The sequence below is a fragment of the Pseudooceanicola sp. NS-SX9 genome (assembly GCF_057380705.1).
This window is the reverse complement of the sequence record NZ_JBXXRN010000008.1, coordinates 146092-166464: the sequence shown is the minus strand read 5'-3', so window position 1 is coordinate 166464 and position 20373 is coordinate 146092. Positions and strand designations below refer to the sequence as shown.

General features: G+C 69.1%; 18 protein-coding genes. 7 read left to right on the top strand and 11 right to left on the bottom strand.

The genetic code is table 11. From position 1 onward, the window contains the following. Nucleotides 1-46 precede the first annotated feature (46 nt). Complete coding sequence (locus AC2ITM_RS24890; RefSeq protein WP_486470895.1) at nt 47-907, top strand: fumarylacetoacetate hydrolase family protein; 861 nt, start codon at nt 47-49, stop codon at nt 905-907. Here AC2ITM_RS24890 and AC2ITM_RS24885 read toward each other — a convergent pair. Further along, a complete protein-coding gene (locus AC2ITM_RS24885; protein WP_486470894.1) occupies nt 904-1488 on the bottom strand; it encodes a TetR/AcrR family transcriptional regulator in 585 nt (194 codons plus the stop codon). The two genes, AC2ITM_RS24890 and AC2ITM_RS24885, sit on opposite strands and share 4 nt — an antisense overlap. Before the next feature lie 268 nt (nt 1489-1756). On the opposite strand from AC2ITM_RS24885, the gene AC2ITM_RS24880 reads away from it, so the two are divergent. The 6 genes from AC2ITM_RS24880 to AC2ITM_RS24855 all read left to right on the top strand — a co-directional run bounded on the left by AC2ITM_RS24880 (nt 1757) and on the right by AC2ITM_RS24855 (nt 9594). Next, nucleotides 1757-2149, top strand: coding sequence for a nuclear transport factor 2 family protein (locus tag AC2ITM_RS24880; protein WP_486470893.1), 393 nt, complete (start codon nt 1757-1759; stop codon nt 2147-2149). Nucleotides 2150-2241: 92 nt separating this feature from the next. Further along, nucleotides 2242-3888 carry an FAD-dependent monooxygenase gene (locus AC2ITM_RS24875; RefSeq protein WP_486470892.1) on the top strand — a complete coding sequence of 549 codons (1647 nt, stop codon included), beginning with the start codon at nt 2242-2244 and terminating at the stop codon, nt 3886-3888. Between the two features lie 11 nt (nt 3889-3899). Next, entirely contained in the window at nt 3900-4886 is a 987-nt protein-coding gene (locus AC2ITM_RS24870) for a VOC family protein (RefSeq protein ID WP_486470891.1), read from the top strand. Nucleotides 4887-4897: 11 nt separating this feature from the next. After that, complete coding sequence (locus AC2ITM_RS24865) at nt 4898-5677, top strand: SDR family oxidoreductase (protein WP_486470890.1); 780 nt, start codon at nt 4898-4900, stop codon at nt 5675-5677. A gap of 64 nt (nt 5678-5741) precedes the next feature. Then, nucleotides 5742-6944 carry an MFS transporter gene (locus AC2ITM_RS24860; protein WP_486470889.1) on the top strand — a complete coding sequence of 401 codons (1203 nt, stop codon included), beginning with the start codon at nt 5742-5744 and terminating at the stop codon, nt 6942-6944. A 184-nt stretch (nt 6945-7128) separates the two neighbouring features. Beyond that, nucleotides 7129-9594, top strand: coding sequence for a mechanosensitive ion channel domain-containing protein (locus AC2ITM_RS24855; RefSeq protein WP_486470888.1), 2466 nt, complete (start codon nt 7129-7131; stop codon nt 9592-9594). 40 nt (nt 9595-9634) lie between these two features. Here the strand turns inward: AC2ITM_RS24855 and AC2ITM_RS24850 are convergent, their stop codons facing one another. Genes AC2ITM_RS24850 through AC2ITM_RS24805 form a run of 10 tightly spaced genes read right to left on the bottom strand, consistent with a single transcriptional unit; the run spans nt 9635 to nt 20223 of the window. After that, on the bottom strand, nt 9635-10867 hold the full coding sequence (locus AC2ITM_RS24850; RefSeq protein ID WP_486470887.1) for a methyl-accepting chemotaxis protein: 1233 nt from the start codon (nt 10865-10867) through the stop codon (nt 9635-9637). Nucleotides 10868-10870: 3 nt separating this feature from the next. Next, nucleotides 10871-11242: a response regulator gene (locus AC2ITM_RS24845; protein WP_486470886.1), complete on the bottom strand. Its 372-nt coding sequence runs from the start codon at nt 11240-11242 to the stop codon at nt 10871-10873. 4 nt (nt 11243-11246) lie between these two features. Then, on the bottom strand, nt 11247-11492 hold the full coding sequence (locus tag AC2ITM_RS24840) for a hypothetical protein (protein ID WP_486470885.1): 246 nt from the start codon (nt 11490-11492) through the stop codon (nt 11247-11249). Continuing rightward, the gene (locus tag AC2ITM_RS24835; RefSeq protein ID WP_486470884.1) at nt 11477-13729 is read right to left on the bottom strand and encodes a chemotaxis protein CheA; all 2253 of its coding nucleotides are present in this window, start codon (nt 13727-13729) and stop codon (nt 11477-11479) included. Before AC2ITM_RS24835 ends, AC2ITM_RS24840 begins: the two co-directional genes overlap by 16 nt. Continuing rightward, nucleotides 13726-14127, bottom strand: coding sequence for a response regulator (locus AC2ITM_RS24830; RefSeq protein ID WP_486470883.1), 402 nt, complete (start codon nt 14125-14127; stop codon nt 13726-13728). Before AC2ITM_RS24830 ends, AC2ITM_RS24835 begins: the two co-directional genes overlap by 4 nt. Then, nucleotides 14124-14963 (bottom strand): CheR family methyltransferase, encoded by an 840-nt coding sequence (locus AC2ITM_RS24825; RefSeq protein WP_486470882.1) that lies wholly within the window; start codon nt 14961-14963, stop codon nt 14124-14126. Before AC2ITM_RS24825 ends, AC2ITM_RS24830 begins: the two co-directional genes overlap by 4 nt. After that, complete coding sequence (locus AC2ITM_RS24820) at nt 14960-15589, bottom strand: HEAT repeat domain-containing protein (protein WP_486470881.1); 630 nt, start codon at nt 15587-15589, stop codon at nt 14960-14962. The genes AC2ITM_RS24825 and AC2ITM_RS24820 overlap by 4 nt, the downstream gene beginning before the upstream one ends. After that, nucleotides 15580-16680 carry a chemotaxis-specific protein-glutamate methyltransferase CheB gene (gene cheB / locus AC2ITM_RS24815; protein WP_486470880.1) on the bottom strand — a complete coding sequence of 367 codons (1101 nt, stop codon included), beginning with the start codon at nt 16678-16680 and terminating at the stop codon, nt 15580-15582. Before cheB ends, AC2ITM_RS24820 begins: the two co-directional genes overlap by 10 nt. Nucleotides 16681-16697: 17 nt before the next feature. Beyond that, on the bottom strand, nt 16698-18245 hold the full coding sequence (locus AC2ITM_RS24810; RefSeq protein WP_486470879.1) for a chemotaxis protein CheW: 1548 nt from the start codon (nt 18243-18245) through the stop codon (nt 16698-16700). 31 nt (nt 18246-18276) lie between these two features. Further along, nucleotides 18277-20223: a methyl-accepting chemotaxis protein gene (locus tag AC2ITM_RS24805; protein ID WP_486470878.1), complete on the bottom strand. Its 1947-nt coding sequence runs from the start codon at nt 20221-20223 to the stop codon at nt 18277-18279. Nucleotides 20224-20373: the final 150 nt, after the last annotated feature.

Sequence of the window (20373 nt, the reverse complement as noted above, 5' to 3'; positions counted from 1 at the left end):
TTTTTTGAGACATATCTCAAAAGTATCTTCAGAGGAGGAGGACGACATGCATTACAGGGCGATCAGGGACGCTGAGCTGCACGGGATGGCGGCCAGCCGCGACGGGCGGGACTGGCACGCGCTGTTCGAGGGGGACGCGGGCTTTCCGGGAATGCTCGACGACATCCTGCGCGCGGGCGAGGGCGCGCTGCAGGCGGCGGGACAGGCGCTGCTGGCGGGGCCCGCGGTGCGCATCGAGGCCTATGACTGCCTGCCGCCGCTGACGCGCGCCGGCAAGATCCTGTGCGTCGGGCTAAACTATCGCGCCCATGCGGCCGAAAGCGGCGTGCCGGTGCCCGATTATCCGACTGTCTTTGCCCGCTTCAACACCGGTCTGGTGGGGCATGATCAGCCGCTGCTGCGGCCGGATTGCTCGGACCAGTTCGACTTCGAATCCGAGCTGGCGGTGGTGATCGGCCGGACCGCCCGCCATGTCGGCGCCGAGACCGCGCTGGATCACGTGGCGGGCTATTCGATCTTCAACGACGGCTCGATCCGCGATTACCAGCTGCGCACGCCGCAATGGACCATCGGCAAGAATTTCGACGCCACCGGCGGCTTCGGCCCCGATCTGGTCAGCGCCGATGCCCTGCCGCCGGGCTGCAAGGGCCTGACGATGACCGGCCGCCTGAACGGAGAGATCGTCCAGCAGACACCGCTGTCGGACATGGTGTTCGACGTCGCGCAGCTGGTGTCGCTGCTGTCGCAGGCCATGACGCTGGAACCGGGCGACGTGATCATCACCGGCACGCCCTCGGGGGTGGGCATGTCGTGGGCGCCGCCGAAGATGATGAAGGCCGGCGATGTCTTCGAGGTCGAGATCGACCGCATCGGCACCCTGCGCAACCCGGTGCGCGACGCGGCCTAGACCGCCAGCCGCGCCTGCGCCTGCAGCCAGCCCGCCCGGGCCAGGCTGCGGGCGCGTTCGGCCGGAACCCCCAGCAGCCGCAGCTGCTGTTCGGCGGCAAAGCGGCTCAGCCCGTCGTTGTCCGGCTCTGCGATCTGGTGGCGGATGGCCATGGCGTTGATGGCGCCGAACATCTCGAACAGCAGCGGGCCGGGGGTGATGTCGAACTGCCCCGCCGCGATGCCCTGCTCGATGTCCTGCGCCAGATGGGTAAAGAACCCCTCGCGCAGCGCCAGCGGGCCGGTCATCGTCTCGGCCACCAGAGCGCCGGTGGTGGGCTCGGCCCGGGCCTTCAGCACCAGCCATTGCACCCCGAAGGCGACGCGCGCCTCGGGGCTGCCGATGCGTTCGACCTCGGCATTCAGGGCGTCCAGAATGGAACGGGTCAGATAGGCGCGCACCGCCTCCAGCAGCGCGTCCTTGTTGGCGAAATGGTAGTAGAACGACCCGTTCGACACCTGCGCCGCCTCGGTGATCGCCAGGATCGAGGTCCCCTCCAGGCCGCGCTCGGCGATCAGCCGGATCGCCGTGTCCAGCAGCATGGCCCGGGTCCTGTCGCGTTTCGCCGGGGTCTTCGCCGCCGCGCCCCCTGCCGATCTGTCCCGCGCCATCTCTGCCCGCCATCCTGTCCGATCCGCGGCACCTTAGCCGCCAGGCCGGGGAAGGGCAAACATGGTTGACAGACTCATTTTTGAGAGTACTCTCATTTTTTGAGAGCGTTCCGGAAGGACCCGTGAGGAGACGGGTCCCGGACCGTCGGAGGAAATCATGACACCAGATGGACATCCGCCCCCCGCGGAGCGACCCGCCATGCCCGCATGGACGCAGGCCGAGGCCACGACCTGTGCCGGGCTGCTGACCGCGCTGGTCAACGGGCTGGACGCAGGCGACGTGGCGAAGGTTGCGGCGCTCTTTGCCGCCCAGGGCATATGGGCCCGCCATGGCCGCAGCCTGACCGGGCGCGCGGCGATCCTGGCCGATCTGACGGCCCATCCCCCCGCGCCCCGCCGCCGCCATGTCCTGAGCAATATCGAGGTCACCCCCGGCAGCCCCGGCACCGCCCGGGCCGAGGCCTGCGTGCTGCTGTATCACGGCACCGAAGGCGCGCCGCGCCTCGACGGCATCGGTGGCTATCGCAGCCTGTTCCTGCTCACCCCCGAGGGTTGGCGCATCGCCAGCCACGAGGCCGCCCGCATCCTCTGACCCGGCCCCGCGCGCCCCGCGGCCGGATGCCCCGCCCCGTGCCCCCGTTCCGGGCGGCGCGCCCATCCCTGCATTCCGACGAAAGGATCCCCATGACCCGCCATTCCGCCTTTCCCGATCCGCGCACGCCCCCCGTCGTCATTGTCGGCGCCGGCCCCTCGGGGGTGATCACGGCGCTGCTGCTGGCGCAGTTCGGCCTGCGCTCGGTGCTGCTGGAACGCGCCGAGGCGCCGATGCTGGCACCGCGCGCCCATGCGCTGAACCCCCGCAGCCTGGAAATCCTGCGCGCCATCGGCTTTGACATGCAGGGCCTTCTGGCCTCTGGCCTGACCCGCGCCGAAGGCGGCATGGTGCGCTACATGACCTCGCTGACCGGCCGAGAGCTGGGCGCGCTGCCCTATGAACGCCAGGACGATGCCGCCCGCGCCCTGACCCCGATGCCGCTGCTGAACATCGACCAGCCCCGCTTCGAGGCCCTGCTGTTCGAGGCCCTTGCCGCCGAACCCCTGGCCGAGCTGCGCCGCGGCCATGCCTTCCTGACCTTCCGCCAGGACGATCACCGCGTCGAGGTCCAGGTCCTGGGCCCCGACGGGCCCTACAGCCTGACCACCCCCTACGTGATCGGGGCCGACGGGGCGGCCAGCGCCGTGCGCAGCTGCGCCGGCATCGCGATGCAGGGCGAAGAGGCCGTGCAGGCGGCGCTCTCGATCATCGTCGAGGCCGATTTCAGCGATCTGGTCGCCGATCATCCGGCCATCCTCTACTGGCTGACGCGCTCGGACATCCGGGGCGGGTTCCTGGCCTATGATCCGAAACGCCTCTGGAGCTACGTGACCACCTATCCGGCAGGCTATATCGACATCGACACCTTCACCCCCGAACGCTGCGAGGCCATCGTGCGCAAGGCCCTGGGACCGCGCGGCGGGGCGGTGCCGCTGACGATCCGCACCGTGGTCCCCTGGACCATGCGCAACGAGGTCGCCGAGACCTATCGCTGCGGCCGGGTGCTGCTGGTGGGCGATGCCGCGCACCGCTTTCCGCCGACCGGCGGGCTGGGGCTGAACACCGGCCTGCAGGATGCCCACAACCTGGTCTGGAAACTGGCGATGGTGCTGGCGGGCACGGCATCGGATGCGCTCCTCGACAGCTATACCGCCGATCGCCGCCCCGTCGCCCTGCGCAATGCCGCCCAAAGCACCGGCAACGCCCGCCGCCTGCCCGCCCTGGCCGCGCTTGACTGTCCGCCCGAATTGGAGGGCGACGAGGCCGCCTTTGCCCTTTGGCTGGCCACCGCCGGACGCGCCGACAGGATCGCCGCCGCCATCGCCCTGCAACGGCAGCATTTCAACTCGATCGGGTTGCAGCTGGGGTTCTCCTACGATCCCGCCACCGCCCCGCCCGAGGTCGAACGCTATACCCCCCGCGCCCGACCCGGCGACCGGATGCCCCATGCCTGGCTGGACGGGGCCGAGGCGACCTCGACCCTGGATCTTCTGGATCCGCGGCAGTTCAGCGTGCTCTGCCCCGGCACGCCACCCCGGGGGCCCTGGCACGCGGTATCGCTGGCCGGGCGACAGGTGCCGCAGGACTGGCTGGCGCTGACCGGGCTGGATCAGGGCGGGGCGCTGGTGGTGCGGCCCGACGGCCATGTGCTGGCGCGCCTGCCCGATGCCACCCCCGGCCCCATCGCCACCGCCATCGCCGCGCTGACCGGCGCCCCCCAGACCGCCACCGCCTGACCGGAGTGCCCATGTTCACCCCCCTTCCCGAGGACCTGACCCCCGCCTTTCGCATCAGCCGCTCCGGGCACCTGCGCCTGCAGGTCCGCGACCTGGGCGCCGCGCGCGCCTTCTACGCCGATCTGCTGGGCTTTCTGGTGACCGCGGAAACCGCCGATACGCTCTACCTGCGCGGGCTGGAGGAAATCGCCCACCATTCCCTGGTGCTGGAACGCGCCGAGCAGCCCGCAGTCACCCGGCTGGGCTTTCGCTGCCTGACCGGCGACGACCTGCAGGGCTGTTTCGACCATTACGCCCGGCTGGGGCTGGCGCCCGAATGGATCGCCCTGCCCGGCCAGGGGCGCAGCTTCCGCGTCACCGATGCCAGCGGGGCGGCGCTGGAATATTGCGCCTCGATGGCGGTGCAGCCGCGCCGGATCGCCGATTTCGCCGCCTGGCGGGGGGCGGCGCCGCTGCGGCTGGATCACTTCCAACTGCTGCTGCCCGATGTCGCCGCCGCCTATCGCGCCTGGACCGCCATGGGGTTCCGCCTGTCCGACGCGATCGTGCGACAGGACCGGCTGATCGCCACCTTCCTGCAGCGCAAGGGCAATCCGCATGATCTGGTGCTGCTGCAGGGCCCCGGACCCCGGCTGCATCATGTGGCCTTCACCCTGCCCGACAGCGAAAGGCTGTTGGCGCTTGGCGATCTGCTGGCCCAGGCCGGGCATCATCACGCCATCGAATGGGGGCCGAACCGCCACTGGGGGCCGGGCTGGGCCCGCAGCCTGTACCTGCGCGACCCCGACGGCCACCGGATCGAATTCCTGGTCAACCATTACCAGTGCATCGACATCGACGAGACCGCCCGGATCTGGCAGCTGGACGATCTGATGGCCCGCCCCGGCTGGGGCGCCGCGCCGCCACGCAGCTGGATGGACGAGGCCACGGACTTTGCCGGCCAGCCCCCCCGCATCCCTGCCGCCAGCGCCTTTGCCGCGCTGGCCGATCCCCGCTGAAAGGACATCCCATGGATCTGCACCTGACAGGCCGCCATGCGCTGGTCTGCGCCGCCTCCTCCGGGCTGGGGCTGGCCTGCGCCACGGCCCTCGCCCGCGAGGGCTGTTCGCTGACCCTCAACAGCCGCAACCCCGAGCGCCTGGCTGCCGCCGCCGAGCACCTGCGCGACCAGACCGGCGCCCACATCACCGAACATCCCTGCGACCTGAATGACGCCGATGCCCGCGCCGGGCTGGCCCAGGCCGCAGGCGCCGCCGACATCCTGGTCAACAACAACGGCGGCCCGCCCCCCGGCCCCTTCGGCGACATCGCCCGGGACGACTGGCTGGCCGCCTTCGAGGCGAATTTCCTTTGTGCCGCCGACCTGATCGCGCGGCTGGCGCCGGGGATGCGCCAGCGCGGCTTTGGCCGGATCGTCAACATCACCTCGGCCATGGTGAAGACGCCGCATCCGATGATGACCCTGTCGACAGCCCCGCGTACCGCGCTGACGGCACTGACCCGGGCACTGGCGCGCGACATGGCGGCCGACAATGTCACCGTCAACACCCTGCTGCCCGAGCGCCTGGCCACCGACCGCCAGGTCTTCATGGTGGGCCGCATGGCCAGCGAACGCGGCATCCCGCCCGAGGAGATGCGGGCCGAGATCGCCCGCACCATCCCCGCCCGCCGCTTTGGCCGCCCCGAAGAGCTGGGCGATCTGTGCGCCTATCTGTGCAGCCCCCGGGCGGGCTTTGTCACCGGGCAGCACATCCAGATCGACGGCGGCGCCTATGCGGCGCTGATCTGATCGCGGCGGGGGCGGCCGGGACAGGAGGCCCGCCGCCCCCGTCATCGCAACGGGAGGAGACAACATGAAAATCCATCATCATCCGGCGCCAGGGCGCCGCAGTCCGGGCACGCTGCAGGGGCTTTTGCTGGTGTCGCTGGGCATCCTGTCGGTCATGGCGATCGTACTGCTGGCGCCCTCGGTGCCGCAGCTGGCGGCCGCCTTTCCCGACCGGCCCGAAGCCATGCAGCTGGCGACCTTCGCACTGACCTGCCCCGCGCTTTGCGTGGCGGTGCTGTCGCTGGTCGTCGGCCGCCTGCTGGACCGGTTCGGCCGCCGCGGCCCGCTGCTGGTGGCGCTGGCGGCCTACACGATTTGCGGCACCGCGCCCTTTTACCTGCAGGATCTGGGGCTGATCGTGCTCAGCCGGCTGGGGGTGGGCGCCAGCGAAAGCGTCATCCTGGCGGCCTCGCTCGCGCTGCTGGGAGACTATTTCGAAGGCCCCCGGCGGGAACGCTTCCTGGCGGCCAACACCGCCATCACCTCGGTCGCGGCGGTGCTGTTCTTCGCGCTTGGCGGCTATCTGGGCGGCTTCGGCTGGCGGGTGCCCTATCTGGTCTACCTGCTGGCACCGGTGATGCTGCTGGCGGTGCTGGTCCTGACATGGGAACCCGAGGCCACCCGCGTCCGTGGCGCCACCGGTTCGCTGGCCGCCCTGCCCTGGGCGGTGCTGGCGCGTGTCGCGGGGCTGACGCTGCTGGGGGCGGTGATGTTCATCCTGCCGCAGATCCTGATCGCGCCGATCGCTGCGGCGCATGGGTTTTCCGCCCCGCAACAGGCGGGCCTTGTCGGGGCGATCGGATCTGCCGCCATGCCTCTGGGTGCCTGGGGCTACATGCGGGCCCGGCAGACCGGGCGCCCGCAGCAAGCGCTGATCGTGCTGTCTTTCGTGCTGATGGGCGCGGGGTTGCTGGCGCTGGCGCTGGCCCCGGGTCTGGTGGCGCTGTCGGCGGCCATGGTGCTGCACGAATTCGGCGGCGGCATCCTGCTGTCGGGGCTGATGGCCTGGAGCCAGGGCCAGTTCACCGACACCGACCGCGGCATCGGCACCGGCTGCTACTTTTCCGCCTTCTTCCTGGCCCAGCCGATCTGCGGCGCGCTGTTCGGGCTGCTGGCCGATCACGTCACCGGATCGGTCCTGAGCACTCTTGCAGGCTTTGGCCTGGCCTGCCTGCTGGTGGCGCTGGTGCTGCCCGTTTCGGGCTTCCGCCGCCGCGCCCCGGCCTGAGGCAGGCGCCCCCCGGGCAGGAATTTGCCCGGGGGGTGGTCTTGCCGCGTCACCGCACTAATTTGCTGGAACAGCGCCCCAGGCTTTCCGTGTTGCCGACACGCCCTTGCACCCCTGGGCCTGTCATCTGCGGCCCGTTTGCGTCACACGGGCGCCCGATGACATTGGCAACCAACGTGGTGACATGAAAAAGACACGAACGTGGCTCTCCGTCTGGCTGATCCTGGCCGGGCTGGCGATGACGAGCCTGGCGCCCGCCCCCGGATGGGCCCAGACCACCGACACGACAACCGCACAGGGCGCCTCGACCGACACGGCCTCGGACGATGGCAGCACCACCGGCAGCGACCAGAACAGCCTGAAGCTGCTGCTGAACGTGATCCAGGACGACAAGAGCCGCGCGGCGCTGATCGATCAGCTGAAAGCGGCCGAAAAGACCGCGGACACGCCCGTCAGCGACAAGATCGTCGACGGGCTGGCCGAGGCGACGCCCTCCAAGCAGGCCCCGGCCGAGACGCTGTCCTTTGGCAAGCGCATCGCGCTGATCACCCAGGAGGTGGCGCAGAACGCCGCCGGCCAGCTGCAATCCGCCTGGAGCCAGATCGTCCTGGCCCCCCAGGTCTTTGACGGGCTGAGCGGCGACGAGGTATCAGTACTGCTGGAGGCCCTGAAGGAGCTGGCGCTGGTGATCGTCGTCACCGTCGCCGTCTTCCTGGTGCTGCGGCGGCTGGCCAAGGCGCTTTACGTGCGCATGGGCGCCCGGGCGCAGCGCAGCGGCCTGATCCGCACGCTGGCGCTGTTCGTCGTCTCGGTGGTGACGGATGCGCTGATCGTCGTGGTGTCCTGGGCGGTGGGCTATCTGATCGCCACCCTGCTGCTGGGCACCTTCGGCCAGATCGGCATCCGCCAGACCCTTTATCTGAACGCCTTCCTGCTGGTCGAGACGTCGAAGGTCGCGGTGCGCATGGTGCTGTCGCCCTCGGCGCGCAGCCTGCGGCCGCTGCCGGTTTCGGACCAGGCGGCGCGCTACCTGACGGGGCGGCTGAACTTCATGGTGGGGCTGGTGGGCTATGGTCAGCTGCTGATCGTGCCGATCATCAATTCCAACGCCAGCTATGCGGCCTCCAGGGCCGTGTCGGCGCTGATCGCGCTGATCGTGGTGGCGCTGGCGATCTGGATGGTGTTCCGCAACCGCCACGGCGTCGCCGGATGGCTGGAACGCGGCGGCCGCACCCGCGCCGAACAGGTGCAGGAACAGCGCTTTGCCGAAGCCGCCGAGGCCGAGGCCGAACTGCCCGATACCGACACCCCTGACGCCCCGGTTGACGAGATCCCCGAGGAATTCCCCATGGGCACCCCGGAAGAACCCGCGGGGCCGCGCGGCGCGATCAGCTTCCTGGTGCGGCACTGGCACTGGCCGGCGCTGGTCTACCTGCTGACCATGCTGGTGCTGGTGCTGGTGCAACCCGGCGACGTGGCCTTCCGTTCGCTGATGAATTCGGGGCAGGTGCTGGTTGTGGCGCTGCTGGGGGTCACGATTTCCGGGATGCTGACCCGCGTCATGGTGCGCGGCGTGCAGCTGCCGGAAAACGTCAACCTGCGCCTGCCGCTGCTGGAGCGCCGCCTGAACACCTTCGTGCCGAAGGCGCTGTTCGTGCTGCGTTTCGTGATCTTCGTGCTGGTGGTGGCCTTCGCGCTGAACGCCATCAGCCTGATCGACCTGAAGGCCTGGCTGGCCAGCCAGATCGGGGTGCAGCTGACCAGTCGGCTGTTCGCCGTGGCGGCCGTGCTGGTGGTGTCCTTCGTGATCTGGGTGGCGATGACATCCTGGGTAGATTACCGGCTGAACCCGGAATTCGGCAAGGTGCCGACGGCGCGCGAACGCACCCTGCTGACGCTGCTGCGGAACGCCGCCACCATCGCGCTGATCATCATCACGCTGATGTTCGTGCTGTCGGAAGTGGGCCTGGACATCGCGCCGCTGCTGGCTTCGGCCGGGGTGCTGGGCCTGGCGATCGGTTTTGGCGCCCAGAAGATGGTGCAGGACATCATCACCGGCATCTTCATCCAGTTCGAGAACGCGATGAACGTCGGCGACGTGGTGACGGTGGGCTCGACTACCGGCGTGGTCGAGCGGCTGACCATCCGCTCCGTCAGCCTGCGCGACTATACCGGCGCCTTCCATGTCATCCCGTTCTCGTCCGTCGACATGGTGACGAACTTCGTGCGCGAATTCGGCTATTCCGTCTGCGACATGGGCGTTGCCTACCGCGAGAACATCGACGACGTGAAACAGGCCATGCAGGATGCCTTCGAGGCGCTGCGCCGCGACCCGGCCCAATCCGCCAACATCATGGGCGATCTGGAATGGTTCGGCATCAACTCGTTCGGGGACAGTGCTGTGAACGTGCGCACGCGGATCAAATGCGTGCCGGGCGCCCAGTGGGGCGTGGGACGCGCCTATAACGGCCTGCTGAAGACGATCTTCGACGAACGCAACATCGAGATCCCCTTCCCCCACCAGACGATCTACCTGGGCGAGGCGAAGGACGGCAGCACCCAGCCCTTCCGCATCCGCGCCGAAGGCCCCGGCGCGGCCGAGGTCCTGCCGCCGACACCCTCGGGCACCGGCGGTCCCGAAACCGCCTGACCCCCGGATCCGGGCGCCCCAGCGGGCGCCCGGTTTCGTTTCAGAACAGCTCGACCAGGGGTTCGGCAGAGCCGTTCACCGCGGCCTGCCCCCCGCCCCCGTCATGGGCCTGCCGCTGCGACTCCATCACGTAGGATTGCGACAGCTCCTGCAGCAGGTCGCGCAGGCGGCCTTCCAGCGCGACCGCATCCGGATCCCCCCGGGAGACGTCGCGCAGCCGGGTCATGCAGGTGATGATGGTCTCGATCTGCTGTCGGATGATGTCGCCATATTGCGCCGAGGCCAGCGCCGAGCGGATCGACTGCTCGACATCCTCGCCGACGTGCTGGGCATGGCGAACGTTATCGCGATTGGCGCGGATCAGATCATCGTAATCCTCGCTCAGCCGGCCGATCTTGCCGCGCACCATTTCCAGCAGGCCCACCTGCTCGGCCAGGCGGCGGCCGATCTCGGTGGCATCATGGCTGACATCCTGGTCGCGGGATCCGTGGCTCATCACCGTGGCGCGGGCCTCCTGGATCAGCGGCTCCATGCGCGAGGTCAGCCCGTGGGTCTTGGTGGCAAGGTCCCGGATCGCCCCGGCAATGACGGCAAAGCCCGCGCCCGCCTCGCCCGCGCGGGCGGCGGTGATCGCGGCATTGATCGACAGGATGTTGATTTCGCGCGCGATGCGGCCGATGTCGCCCAGTTCCTCGTGCATGCGCAGGATCGTTTCATCCACCGCATGCAGGGCCCGGGTCGAGGCCGCATATTCCACCTGAACCGCCTCGTTGAAACCGATCGCCGCACCGATCGCATCGGCGATATGGGCGCTGTCGGCGGCGTGATCCTGGGCCATGTCGTCGATCCCCTGCAACGAGGCCGCCGCCGCATCATGGCGCAGGTTGGCGGAATTCACCCGCTGTTCGATATCGCCCAGCTGGCGGATGAAATCGAGGCTGGAGCGGTTGGTATCCGCGACCGCGTTCAGCGCCAGCCGTTCGAGGACCTGCAGAACATCGGGCAGATAGCGGCCCCAGGGGGTGCTGCCATCGCCGGTCGGGGCCTGCAGGGCGATCACCTCGGCCGGGTCCGGCGGCGGCGCGGCCTTAGGGGCAACGTCCCTGTCTGCGGGCGGCGGCAGGGCGCGGCGGCGCGGCCGGAGCAGATGCTGCGCGCCCAGCACCAGCAGCACCAGCCCCGCAGCCCCCGCAGGCCCCAGCACGAAGGCCCCCAGCCCGGCGGCAAGCACCGGGCCCAGCAGAGCAATCAGGCGGATCACGGTCGCTTTCATGGCCTAGCCGTTCGGCAGCAGCTTCTTCAGCACGCCTTCCAGCTGCGCCGGATCCACAGGTTTCACCAGCCAGCCCGTGGCGCCGGCAGATTTCGCCTCGTCCCGGCGTTCGCGCTGGCTTTCCGTGGTCAGCACCAGCATCGGCGTGAAGCGATGCGCCGCCATGCCACGCAGGGCGCGGATCAGCTCGGCCCCGTTGCGGCCGGGCATATTGAAATCCGTGATCACAAGGTTCGGACGCAGCCCGCCGTTGACGACCCGCAGCGCATCCTCGGCGCTGTTGGCCTTGCTGACCCCGTAGCCGAACCGCGACAGCAGCTGTTCCATGCTCATCAGCACGGTCGGACTGTCGTCGACGATGAGGATTGTACTCATTTTCTCACTCCACTTCTTGCGGCGCGGCCGCGGCCAGCAGCGCCCGCCAGTCTGTCTGGCCCGTCGCGCCCTGGATCTGCGGCCGGGTCGCCAGCAGCACCTGCAGCACCGCCATATGGGCCGAGCCACAGCCCGAGACATCGACACGCGGCGCCGTCTGTCCGCGCAGCCAGTCCAGCAGGGTCTCGGCCTCGGTGATCTCGGCATGGCCGGTCAGGACGGCCAGGGTTTCGTTCAGTTCCAACGGCATGACAGAACCTCCGCCAAGTTGAGCGCCAGCAGTACCGAGCCGTCGCCCAGAAGCGCCGTGCCCGCAAAACAGCCCACGCCGCCAAGGATGCCTTCCATGGGTTTCACCACCGCATCGACGCCGGCATGGAAGCGGTCCACCACCAGCCCGACCTCGTTGCCATCCACATTTACGACCATGACATTGATTTCCGGTTTCGGATCCTCGGGCGGGCAGCCGAACAGGCTGCGCAGCCGCAGCAGCGGGATCATCCGCTGGCGCAACAGGATCATCTCCTCGTGGCGGTGGCAGTGGATGCGTTCGGCCGCAAGGCGCTGGCTTTCCACCACCTGGTCCACCGGCACGCCGTAAAGACCGCCTGCGACCTCGACCATCATCAGCCGCTGCACGGCCATCGACAGCGGCAGAGAGATCCGCACCACGGTGCCCGCGCCGGGGGTGCTTTGCAGGCCGATCTGGCCGCCCACCCGGCGCACCATGCTGCCCACCACATCCATCCCGACGCCCCGCCCCGACAGGTCCGAGATCTGGTCGCGCGTCGACAGCCCGGCCAGGAAGATCAGCTGCAGACGCTCTTCAGGGCCCATGGCCGCCAGGGTGTCGGCCTCGATCAGGCCCTTTTCCAGCGCCTTGGCGGCGACGCGCTCGGTGTCGATGCCACGGCCGTCGTCCGCGATTTCGATCACCACGCTGTCGTCGCGCTGATAGGCGGTCAGGCGGATCACGCCCTCCTCGGGCTTGCCGGCGGCGCGGCGATCGGCCGGGGTTTCCAGCCCGTGATCCAGCGCATTGCGGATCAGGTGCACCATCGGATCGGCCAGTTCCTCGACCACGGCCTTGTCGGCCTCGGTCTCCTCGCCCTCGATCTCCAGCCGGATGCGCTTGTCGAGCTTGCGCGACAGGTCCCGCACCAGCCGGTTGAACCGCCCCAGAACCGAGCCCACCGGCACCATGCGGATCTTCATCACCGCCGATTGCAGCTCATCGGCAATGCGGTTGATGACATCGTGCTGGGCCTTGATCTCGCGCGCAAGGATGCGGGGATCGGCGGCTTCCTCTGCCTTGCGGACCAGGAAGGGCATCGCGTTCTTGGCGACGATCAGCTCTCCGGCCAGGTTCATCAGCTGGTCGATGCGATCGGCATCGACGCGGATCGGCGCGGCCTTGCGGGGCCCCGAGGGCCCCGGGCCGGTGTCAACCGGATCGGGATCTTCGGGCAGCGGCGGCGGCGGGGCGGCCTGCGGCACCTCGGGCGGCACCGACAGCGCCTGGGCCAGGGTCTCCGCCAGCCGGTCCAGCTGCGCCGCCGCATCTGCAGCGCCAGGATCGAGCGCCGCGACCTGCAGCGCGACCTCCGGGTGATCAAGATGCCCGGCCAGGCGGCGCAGCACCTGCCGGGCGCTGGCCAGATGCGCCGGCTGCGGGGCCTCGGCCTGGATCTGCAGCAGCCGCCGCTGCGACGCCAGCAACCCGAGCGCCATGGACGTGGCCGGATCCGTCGGCGCGGCAGCAGCGGGCAGCGGCGCGATGCTGACCTGGTCCTCGACATAGAGGAAATGTGCCTGCAAGACCTCGGGCGGGGCATCGCTGACCAGTTGGAACCCCATCAGCGCGGTGAAGGGATCCATCTGCTCCAGCGGTGGCCAGGCGGCGGGCGGCAGGGCGATGCGCCAGCGCAGACCGGGGGTGGTGGTGACCGTCAGCAGCGGGTCGTCACCGGCGTAAAAGGCCTCGGGCTGGGGATGGTAGGTGACCAGATGGGCGGTGCCGCTGCGCAACGCGGGCGGCACCGCATCGGGCCAGGGGACGGTGGCCTGGGCCGTGGCCACGGGCGCCTCGGTGGCAGGGGTGCCCTCGACCAGGCGGGTGCGCAGGGCCTCGGACAACCGATCACCAATGGCACCGGCACCATCGGACAGGGTCTCGGTCTGCTCCAGCTCGTCCAGCCATTCCGAGACCTGGTCCAGCAGGTCCAGCAGCAGGTCCGCCAGATCCGCATCAAAGCGCACGTCGCCCGCGCGCACCGCATCCATCAGGTCCTCGCCTGCATGAACGGCGCGGGTGAAGGGGGCGATCTCGAACAGGCCCGAGCCGCCCTTGATCGTGTGCACCGCGCGGAACAGCCCGTCGAGATGGCCGGTATTGCCAGGCTCTGCCTCAAGCGCCAGCAGCGCCTTCGAGGCCTGTTCCAGCAGGTTTCGGCCCTCGCTCACGAACTGGGTCAGCAGCGCGTTCATGGCCGGTCCTCCGGGCTGAGCAGGTCGAGGATCGCGTGCAGATCCTGCGGCTGCGCGGGTTTCACCAGGTAATGGTTGGCGCCCGCCGCGAAGGCCCGGTCGCTGTCGAGCATCTGCGCCTCGGTCGAGATCATCACCGCAGGCACATCGGCCAGTGCCGCGCTGGCACGGGCGGCCTCGACAAAGCGGTAGCCGTCCATCACCGGCATGTTGACGTCGACGAACATCAGGTCGATGCGCATGTCCATGGCGCGCTCCAGCGCCTCCATGCCGTTCTCGGCCTCGACCACCTGCCAGCCGGCGGCCTCGACCAGGCTGCGATGGTACATGCGCACCGTGTTGGCATCGTCGACGACAAGGGCCACGGGGCGGCGGGGGGCGGATGCGGGATCGGTCATGACAGGGGCCTCTGGTAGACGATCGCCTCGGGGAACTTGCGCACGGCAAAGAGCGAGGACATGCGGCTCATGCTTTCGGAATGGCCAAGGAACAGGAAACCGCCGGGGTTCAGCGCGTCATAAAGCGCATCCGTCGCCGCCCGACGCGAGCTGTCGTCGAAATAGATCAGCATGTTGCGACAGAAGATGACGTCGTAATTGCGCAGGCCGCGGGCCTCGTCGGGGTTCGACAGGTTGATGCGGAAAAAATCTACCGAGCCGCGCAGGTCTTCACCGATGCGATAGCCCCGGTCCCCCTCGCGGGTGAACTGCGCCGACAGCACCTTGGGCGGCACGTTCTGCACCGACCGTGCGCTGAACAGCCCCTCGCGGGCGCGGCTCAGGACCTCGGTGTCGATGTCACAGCCCGCAAGCTCGACATCGTGATGCGCCAGCCCCGGCCAGTCGGCGATCAGCGACAGCGCGATCGAGAACGGTTCCTCGCCGGTCGAGCAGGGCAGCGACAGGATGCGGATCGGGCCCTTGCGGCGGCGGCGGATCTCGACCAGCTCGTCCAGCACATGGCCCGTCAGACAGCGGAACTGGTGTTCCTCGCGGAAGAAGTAGGTTTCGTTCACCGTCATCACGTTGACGATGTTCTGGAATTCCTTCTGGCTGGCCTCGAAGCGCAGCTTGACGAAATAGTCGCGAAAGGTCGCGGCGCCGGTGGCCTCCATGCGCTTGAGGATCCGCTTGTCGACGAAGTAGCGCTTGCTCTCGTCGAACTCGATCCCTGTCTTCTTGTAGAAATATTCCCGGAAAACGCTGAAATCCTCGGCGCTGAGGCTGGCGGTCATGCGCCGCCCTCCCCGGCCATGGCCTCGATGCGACGGATCACCAGATCAGTGGCAAAGCAGATATAGGGTTCGGCGGCAAAGCGATGGCGCACCGCTCGCAAGGCCGGCAGGTGGTCGGGGCTGCCGATCTCGGCCAGGCGATCGACGATGACGCCCACCACGTTCACATGGGTCTCGCGTTCCAGCAGATCGCCCAGCCAGTGCGGCGCCTCGGGGTGGGGTAGCAGGCGCAGCACGTCCACCGCCATGATGCGCATGTCGGGATCGGGGTCCTTCAGCAGCGCCGCCATGTGCTGCGCCACCGGCGCCGACAGGTGTTGCAAAGCGGTGACGGCCTCGTTGCGGCGCTCGGCATTCTCGACCCGAAGGGTCTCGATCAGCGCCGCCACCACCCGGTCCGACCCGATGGCCGCCAGCGCCTCCAGCAGGGCGGCACGCACCGCGGCCTCGGGCTCGGTGGCCAGCCGGGCGATCAGCGGTTCGGTCGCTTCCGCATCCCCGGAAAGGTCCAGCGCGGCCTGACGACGCGCGAAGGGGGTGCCCTCGGCCAGGGCCTTCAGGGCCGCGGCCCGGCCGGGCTTGCGACGCGGCACCGGCCGTTCGGCCGGAGACGAGATCAGCGGCATCGGACTTCCCTTTCGGCAGGGGCGGACTGGACCCAGCGTCGGATCTGGTCCGCAATGCGATAGGCAGGCAGGACCTTGGTGGCACCGCCATGGGCGATCAGCTTTTCCGGCATGCCGAAGACCGCGGCGGTTTCCTCGGATTCCGCGACGGTCCGGCCACCGCCGGTGTGGATGCGCGTCATCTCGGAAGCGCCGTCATCGCCCATCCCGGTCAGCATCACACCGATCATCCGGTCCGGTGTGACATGATCCAGTGCCGAGGCCACCATGCGTGCCACGCTCGGGTGCCAGGTAAAGGACGTATCCGACGCTGCGGTATCGGCCAGCAGGCCACGGCCGCGGCGCTTGACCACCACGTCGCTGCCGCCGGCTGCGATCAGCGCCGTGCCAGGCATCAGCGGGACGGGTCCGGTGACCTCGCGGACCTTCAGCGCGCAGGCCCCGTCAAGGCGGCTGGCGAAGATCCGGGTGAAACGTTCCGGCATGTGCTGGGCAACCAGGATCGGCACCGGGAAATCGGCGGGCAGCGCCTCCAGGATGGCGCCCACCGTCTTCGGACCACCGGTCGAACTGCCGATCAGCAGCAGTTCCGGCGCCCCCACGGGCAGAGGGCGGCCCGGCACGGCCGCGGCCTTGGCGGGACGCGGCGCGGCGCGCGGGGCCGGCCTGGGCGCCGCGCGGGCCATCGGCGCCGGGCGCCCCCGGGCCCGTCCTGCAGCACGCACCTTGGCGCGCAGCTCCTCGAAGACCATCTCAAGGTTCAGCGACACCGTGCCACCGGGCTTGGCGACAAAGTCCACCGCCCCCAGTTCCAGCGCCTCGAAAGTGGCCAGCGCGCCCTTCTCGGTCAGCGACGAGACCATGATCACCGCAGCATCGCTGATCTCGCTCAGATGGGCCAGGCAGGTCAGCCCGTCCATCTTCGGCATGTTGATGTCGAGCGTCACCACGTCGGGCCGGAATTCCTGGGCGACGCGCAGCGCATCTTCGCCATCGCGGGCAATGGCAATCTCGATGCCGTCCTCGCCCTCGAAGCATTGCTGCAGGACCCGGCGCATCAGGGCGGAATCATCGACGATCAGCAACTTCATCCCGGTCGCCCCCCGCGTCAGCCGCCAGCCATCAGGGCGTCAAGCCCCTCTTCATCGGCCACCAGTGCCTCGGCATCCAGAACCAGCACCATGCGGGCCCCATTCTGCAGGCTGGCCACCCGGCCGACCAGCCGGTCCGCCTCCTTCGACAGCCGCGGCGAAGCCTCGGTCGCCGAGGCCGGCACCCGCAGCACCTCGGACACGCTGTCGACGATGTAGCCCGTGCGCATGCCGCCGACGTTCAGCACCAGGATGCGCTGGCGGTCGTTGCGTTCCATCGGAGCCAGACCGAAACGGCGGCGCATCTCGACCACCGGCAAGACCATGCCGCGCAGGTTCAGGATCCCCTCGACCGTGTCGGGGGCCTTGGGCACGCGCGCCAGCTTTTCCGGCAGGCGGATGATTTCCTGCACCGAATGGATGTCCACCCCGAATTCCTGCGCCTCCAGCTGGTAGACCACCAGCTGGGTCTCGTCGGTCTCATCCCCGATCATGACGTCGTGGTCCTCTTCCTCGGTCTCTGCGGTGGCCAGCTGCGCCGCCTCGCGCAGCGCCGGCATCTCGAACAGCGCCGGACCCGACAGCACCGAGACCAGGCGGGCGCCGTCCTCCAGCTGGCAGACCGCCTCGATTTCGTGACGCTCGCCCCGGCGCAGCACCCCGGGCAGCCGGTCGCGGGCCGAGGCCGGCACCCGCAACACCTCGCGCACCTGATCGACCACGACGCCGACGCGCAGCGCCTCGCCGTCTTCCTCGCCCAGCCGCAGCACGACGACGCGGTTGCTGTCGCTACGCTCGGCCGCGGGCAGCTGGAAGATGCCGCGCAGGCAGACCAGCGGCAGCAGCCGGTGGCGCAGGTTGATCAGCCCCAGCACATGCGGCGCATTGCAGGGCACGACCGAGATCTTCTCGGGGACGCGGACGATTTCGTCGACAGTGTCGATCGGAAAGGCATATTCCTCGCCCGCGACAACCAGGCTGACCAGCTGGACGGTATCATCCTCGGCCTCCTCGGTGACGGCCGGCCGGGCGGCCGCCGACAATGCCGCCGCCATTGCCGTGCCGGGGCCGCCTTCCGGCGCCGGAAACTGCCGCGCGATCACCAGCGCCGGGTCGAGGATCTGCACCAGCTCGGCGTCGGAATGGTTCTTCACCACGCCGGTCAGAACCTCGACATCGACGGCGCGCTCGACACCATTGGCGGGCTCGATCTGGTCCTCGGAGACATTGGTGACGCGGGCCACCCGGTCCACCACCAGTCCGACGGACTGGCCCGCATGGACCACGATCACCCGGGACGCCTCGCCGTAATCGGCGGTTTCAATGTCCAGCGCGGCGCGCAGGTCCACCACCGGCAGCACCACGCCACGCAGGTTGGCCAGCCCGATCAGCGCCGGCGGCGTCATCGGCACCGCCACCGTATCGGGAACGCGGATGATCTCCTGCACCATGTCGATCGGGAAGGCAAAGCATTCGCCGCGCAGGTGGAAGGTCACGTACTGGCGCGTCAGCGCCTCCTCGGCCGTGCCGGGAGAGTCCTCTAGCAGATCGTCCGTCAGGGTCATGCAGGCATCCTCCTGGGTCCGGGCGCGCGCATCAGGCGCTCTGCAGCTCGTCGGCGATCGAGGCGATGGCGTCGATCGCATTGGCCAGCTCCTGGCCGCCTTCGCTTTGCTGGCGGGCGGCGGCACTGGCCTGCTCGGCGGCGGTGCGCGCCTGTTCGGCGGCGGCGGCGATCTGTTCCATGCCGCGCTTGGCATCGGCGACGGCCTTGGCGATCTCCTGGCTGGCGGTCTGGATCTCGCGGTTGCCCGAGATCACCTTGGTCATGTCACCGGCCACCGTGACCAGCTTCTGAGTGGTCAGCGCAGCGCGCTCGACCTCGGCCAGCGAGGCCTCGGCCGTGGCGATCAGGTCCAGGCGCACCACCCCGATCTGATCCTGGATGCCCTTGACCATGTCCTTGATCTGCTCGGCGTTCAGCGCCGCATCATTGGCCAGGTTCTGGATGTCGGTCGACACCACCGCGAAACCCTTGCCGTATTCGCCCGCCCGCGCCGCCTCGACCGCGCCGTTGACCGCCAGCATGCTGGTCTGGATCGCGACGTTGGAAATCGCATCGACAATCTTGTCGATCTTGCGGCTGATCAGCTCCAGCTCCTGAATCTCTTCCACCGATTTCTGTGCCGAATCCATGGCATCGGTGACGCCGGCGATGATCTCGTCGATGCTGGTCTTGTTGGTCTCCAGCAGGGCACTGATCGCATCGCCCTTCTCCAGAGCCTCGCCCGCCCGGGTTTCCGCCAGGTCCGAGTTCTTCTCGATCTGCGCGATGCCCGCGACGCCTTCCTCGACCGCGGCGGCCTGGGTGGCGGCGGTCTCGGCGATCTCGCGGATGGCGGCCATGATCTGGCTGCTGGCGCGGTTCAGTTCCTGGATGGTGGCCGAAAGCTCCTCGGCGGCGGCCGCGACCTCCTCGGAGGATTTCGCGATGTCGGTCGAGGTCTTCAGCTCGTCCGAGAGGTCATCAAGCTCGGCGGCGGCGCGCTCGGCCTCCGACAGGGCCTGGGCCTGCATGTCGACGGCCTTGCGGGCCTGAAGGGCCCCGGCAGACTGTTCCTCGGCGGCGGCGGCGACCTCTTCGGCGCCCTTCTGCGCCTGCTCGGCGGCGGCGCCCATCTCCAGCGCGGCATCGGCCAGCTGGCGCGCGCCGGTCATGATCAGCGCCATGTCATCCTTGATCTCGTCCAGCTGGGTGGTCACCACCTTGCCCTTCTCGACCTCGCGGCTCGCCGTCTCGGCCGAGCTGCGCACCCCGTCCGAGATCTCGCGCGCGCCGGTCTGGATCTGCCGGATCAGCACCTCGATGCTGGTGGCGTTCTTCTCCGAGGCCTCGGCCAGGGTGCGCACCGTGTCGGCCACCACCGCAAATCCCTTGCCATGCTTGCCCGCCCGTGCCGCCTCGATCGCCGCGTTCAGCGCCAGCAGGTTGGTCTGGTCGGCGATGCGGATGACCTGGTTCACCGCCTCGATGATGCCCTTGGCCTGGCTTTCCAGCTCTTCCATCTTGACCACCGAGGCCGACTGCCGCCGGGCCGCCCGGCCGACGTTCTCGATCAGAAGGGAAACGCCGGTGTTGGTCTCTTCCAGCAAGGCCTGCAGCTTCTGGGTGACGTCACGGGACTGGTCGGCGGCCTCGCGTTGCAGCCCCACCCGGCGGCTGATCTGGGTCATCGCCGCGGCGCTTTCCTCACTGGCCGAGGCCGCTTCCTCGGCGCCGCCAGAGATCTGGTTCATCGCCTTGGCCAGTTCCTCGGTCGCGGCACTGGCCTGCGACACGCCCGCGTTCAGCTCCAGCGAGGCCGAGGCAATGCGCTCTGCCGCCTGCTGCTGGCGCGCCAGGGTGCGGGCCCGCTGACGCTTCTGGTCCACCCCGGCCCCCGCCCGCGGCTTGCGCTCGCTCGCGGCGGACTGGAACTCGGCATCCAGCGCCTCTTCCGGGGCGGCCGAGGGGCTTGAGGATTGCTTCTTGATCAGGGCCATGTCGTCATCTCCCGCGGCGTTGATCGGGTGCTGTGGCCTTGCCTTCGGGATGCCCCGGCGCCCGGCCTGTCCTTTGGCGGGATACGGCAGCGGGTCTTAACCGGACGTTGATCCCGCAGCGGTTCCGCGCCCCGGTCGCCCACATTCCAC

What these genes read in the sequence shown, in the direction of transcription:
- AC2ITM_RS24825 (WP_486470882.1), bottom strand. Translation starts at nt 14,963, where the DNA reads ATGACCGCCAGCCTCAGCGCCGAGGATTTCAGCGTTTTCCGGGAATAT.
- AC2ITM_RS24890 (WP_486470895.1), top strand. Translation starts at nt 47, where the DNA reads ATGCATTACAGGGCGATCAGGGACGCTGAGCTGCACGGGATGGCGGCC.
- AC2ITM_RS24830 (WP_486470883.1), bottom strand. Translation starts at nt 14,127, where the DNA reads ATGACCGATCCCGCATCCGCCCCCCGCCGCCCCGTGGCCCTTGTCGTC.
- AC2ITM_RS24860 (WP_486470889.1), top strand. Translation starts at nt 5,742, where the DNA reads ATGAAAATCCATCATCATCCGGCGCCAGGGCGCCGCAGTCCGGGCACG.
- AC2ITM_RS24885 (WP_486470894.1), bottom strand. Translation starts at nt 1,488, where the DNA reads ATGCTGCTGGACACGGCGATCCGGCTGATCGCCGAGCGCGGCCTGGAG.
- AC2ITM_RS24865 (WP_486470890.1), top strand. Translation starts at nt 4,898, where the DNA reads ATGGATCTGCACCTGACAGGCCGCCATGCGCTGGTCTGCGCCGCCTCC.
- AC2ITM_RS24870 (WP_486470891.1), top strand. Translation starts at nt 3,900, where the DNA reads ATGTTCACCCCCCTTCCCGAGGACCTGACCCCCGCCTTTCGCATCAGC.
- AC2ITM_RS24810 (WP_486470879.1), bottom strand. Translation starts at nt 18,245, where the DNA reads ATGACCCTGACGGACGATCTGCTAGAGGACTCTCCCGGCACGGCCGAG.
- cheB (WP_486470880.1), bottom strand. Translation starts at nt 16,680, where the DNA reads ATGAAGTTGCTGATCGTCGATGATTCCGCCCTGATGCGCCGGGTCCTG.
- AC2ITM_RS24840 (WP_486470885.1), bottom strand. Translation starts at nt 11,492, where the DNA reads ATGCCGTTGGAACTGAACGAAACCCTGGCCGTCCTGACCGGCCATGCC.
- AC2ITM_RS24820 (WP_486470881.1), bottom strand. Translation starts at nt 15,589, where the DNA reads ATGCCGCTGATCTCGTCTCCGGCCGAACGGCCGGTGCCGCGTCGCAAG.
- AC2ITM_RS24855 (WP_486470888.1), top strand. Translation starts at nt 7,129, where the DNA reads ATGAAAAAGACACGAACGTGGCTCTCCGTCTGGCTGATCCTGGCCGGG.
- AC2ITM_RS24835 (WP_486470884.1), bottom strand. Translation starts at nt 13,729, where the DNA reads ATGAACGCGCTGCTGACCCAGTTCGTGAGCGAGGGCCGAAACCTGCTG.
- AC2ITM_RS24845 (WP_486470886.1), bottom strand. Translation starts at nt 11,242, where the DNA reads ATGAGTACAATCCTCATCGTCGACGACAGTCCGACCGTGCTGATGAGC.
- AC2ITM_RS24880 (WP_486470893.1), top strand. Translation starts at nt 1,757, where the DNA reads ATGCCCGCATGGACGCAGGCCGAGGCCACGACCTGTGCCGGGCTGCTG.
- AC2ITM_RS24850 (WP_486470887.1), bottom strand. Translation starts at nt 10,867, where the DNA reads ATGAAAGCGACCGTGATCCGCCTGATTGCTCTGCTGGGCCCGGTGCTT.
- AC2ITM_RS24875 (WP_486470892.1), top strand. Translation starts at nt 2,242, where the DNA reads ATGACCCGCCATTCCGCCTTTCCCGATCCGCGCACGCCCCCCGTCGTC.
- AC2ITM_RS24805 (WP_486470878.1), bottom strand. Translation starts at nt 20,223, where the DNA reads ATGGCCCTGATCAAGAAGCAATCCTCAAGCCCCTCGGCCGCCCCGGAA.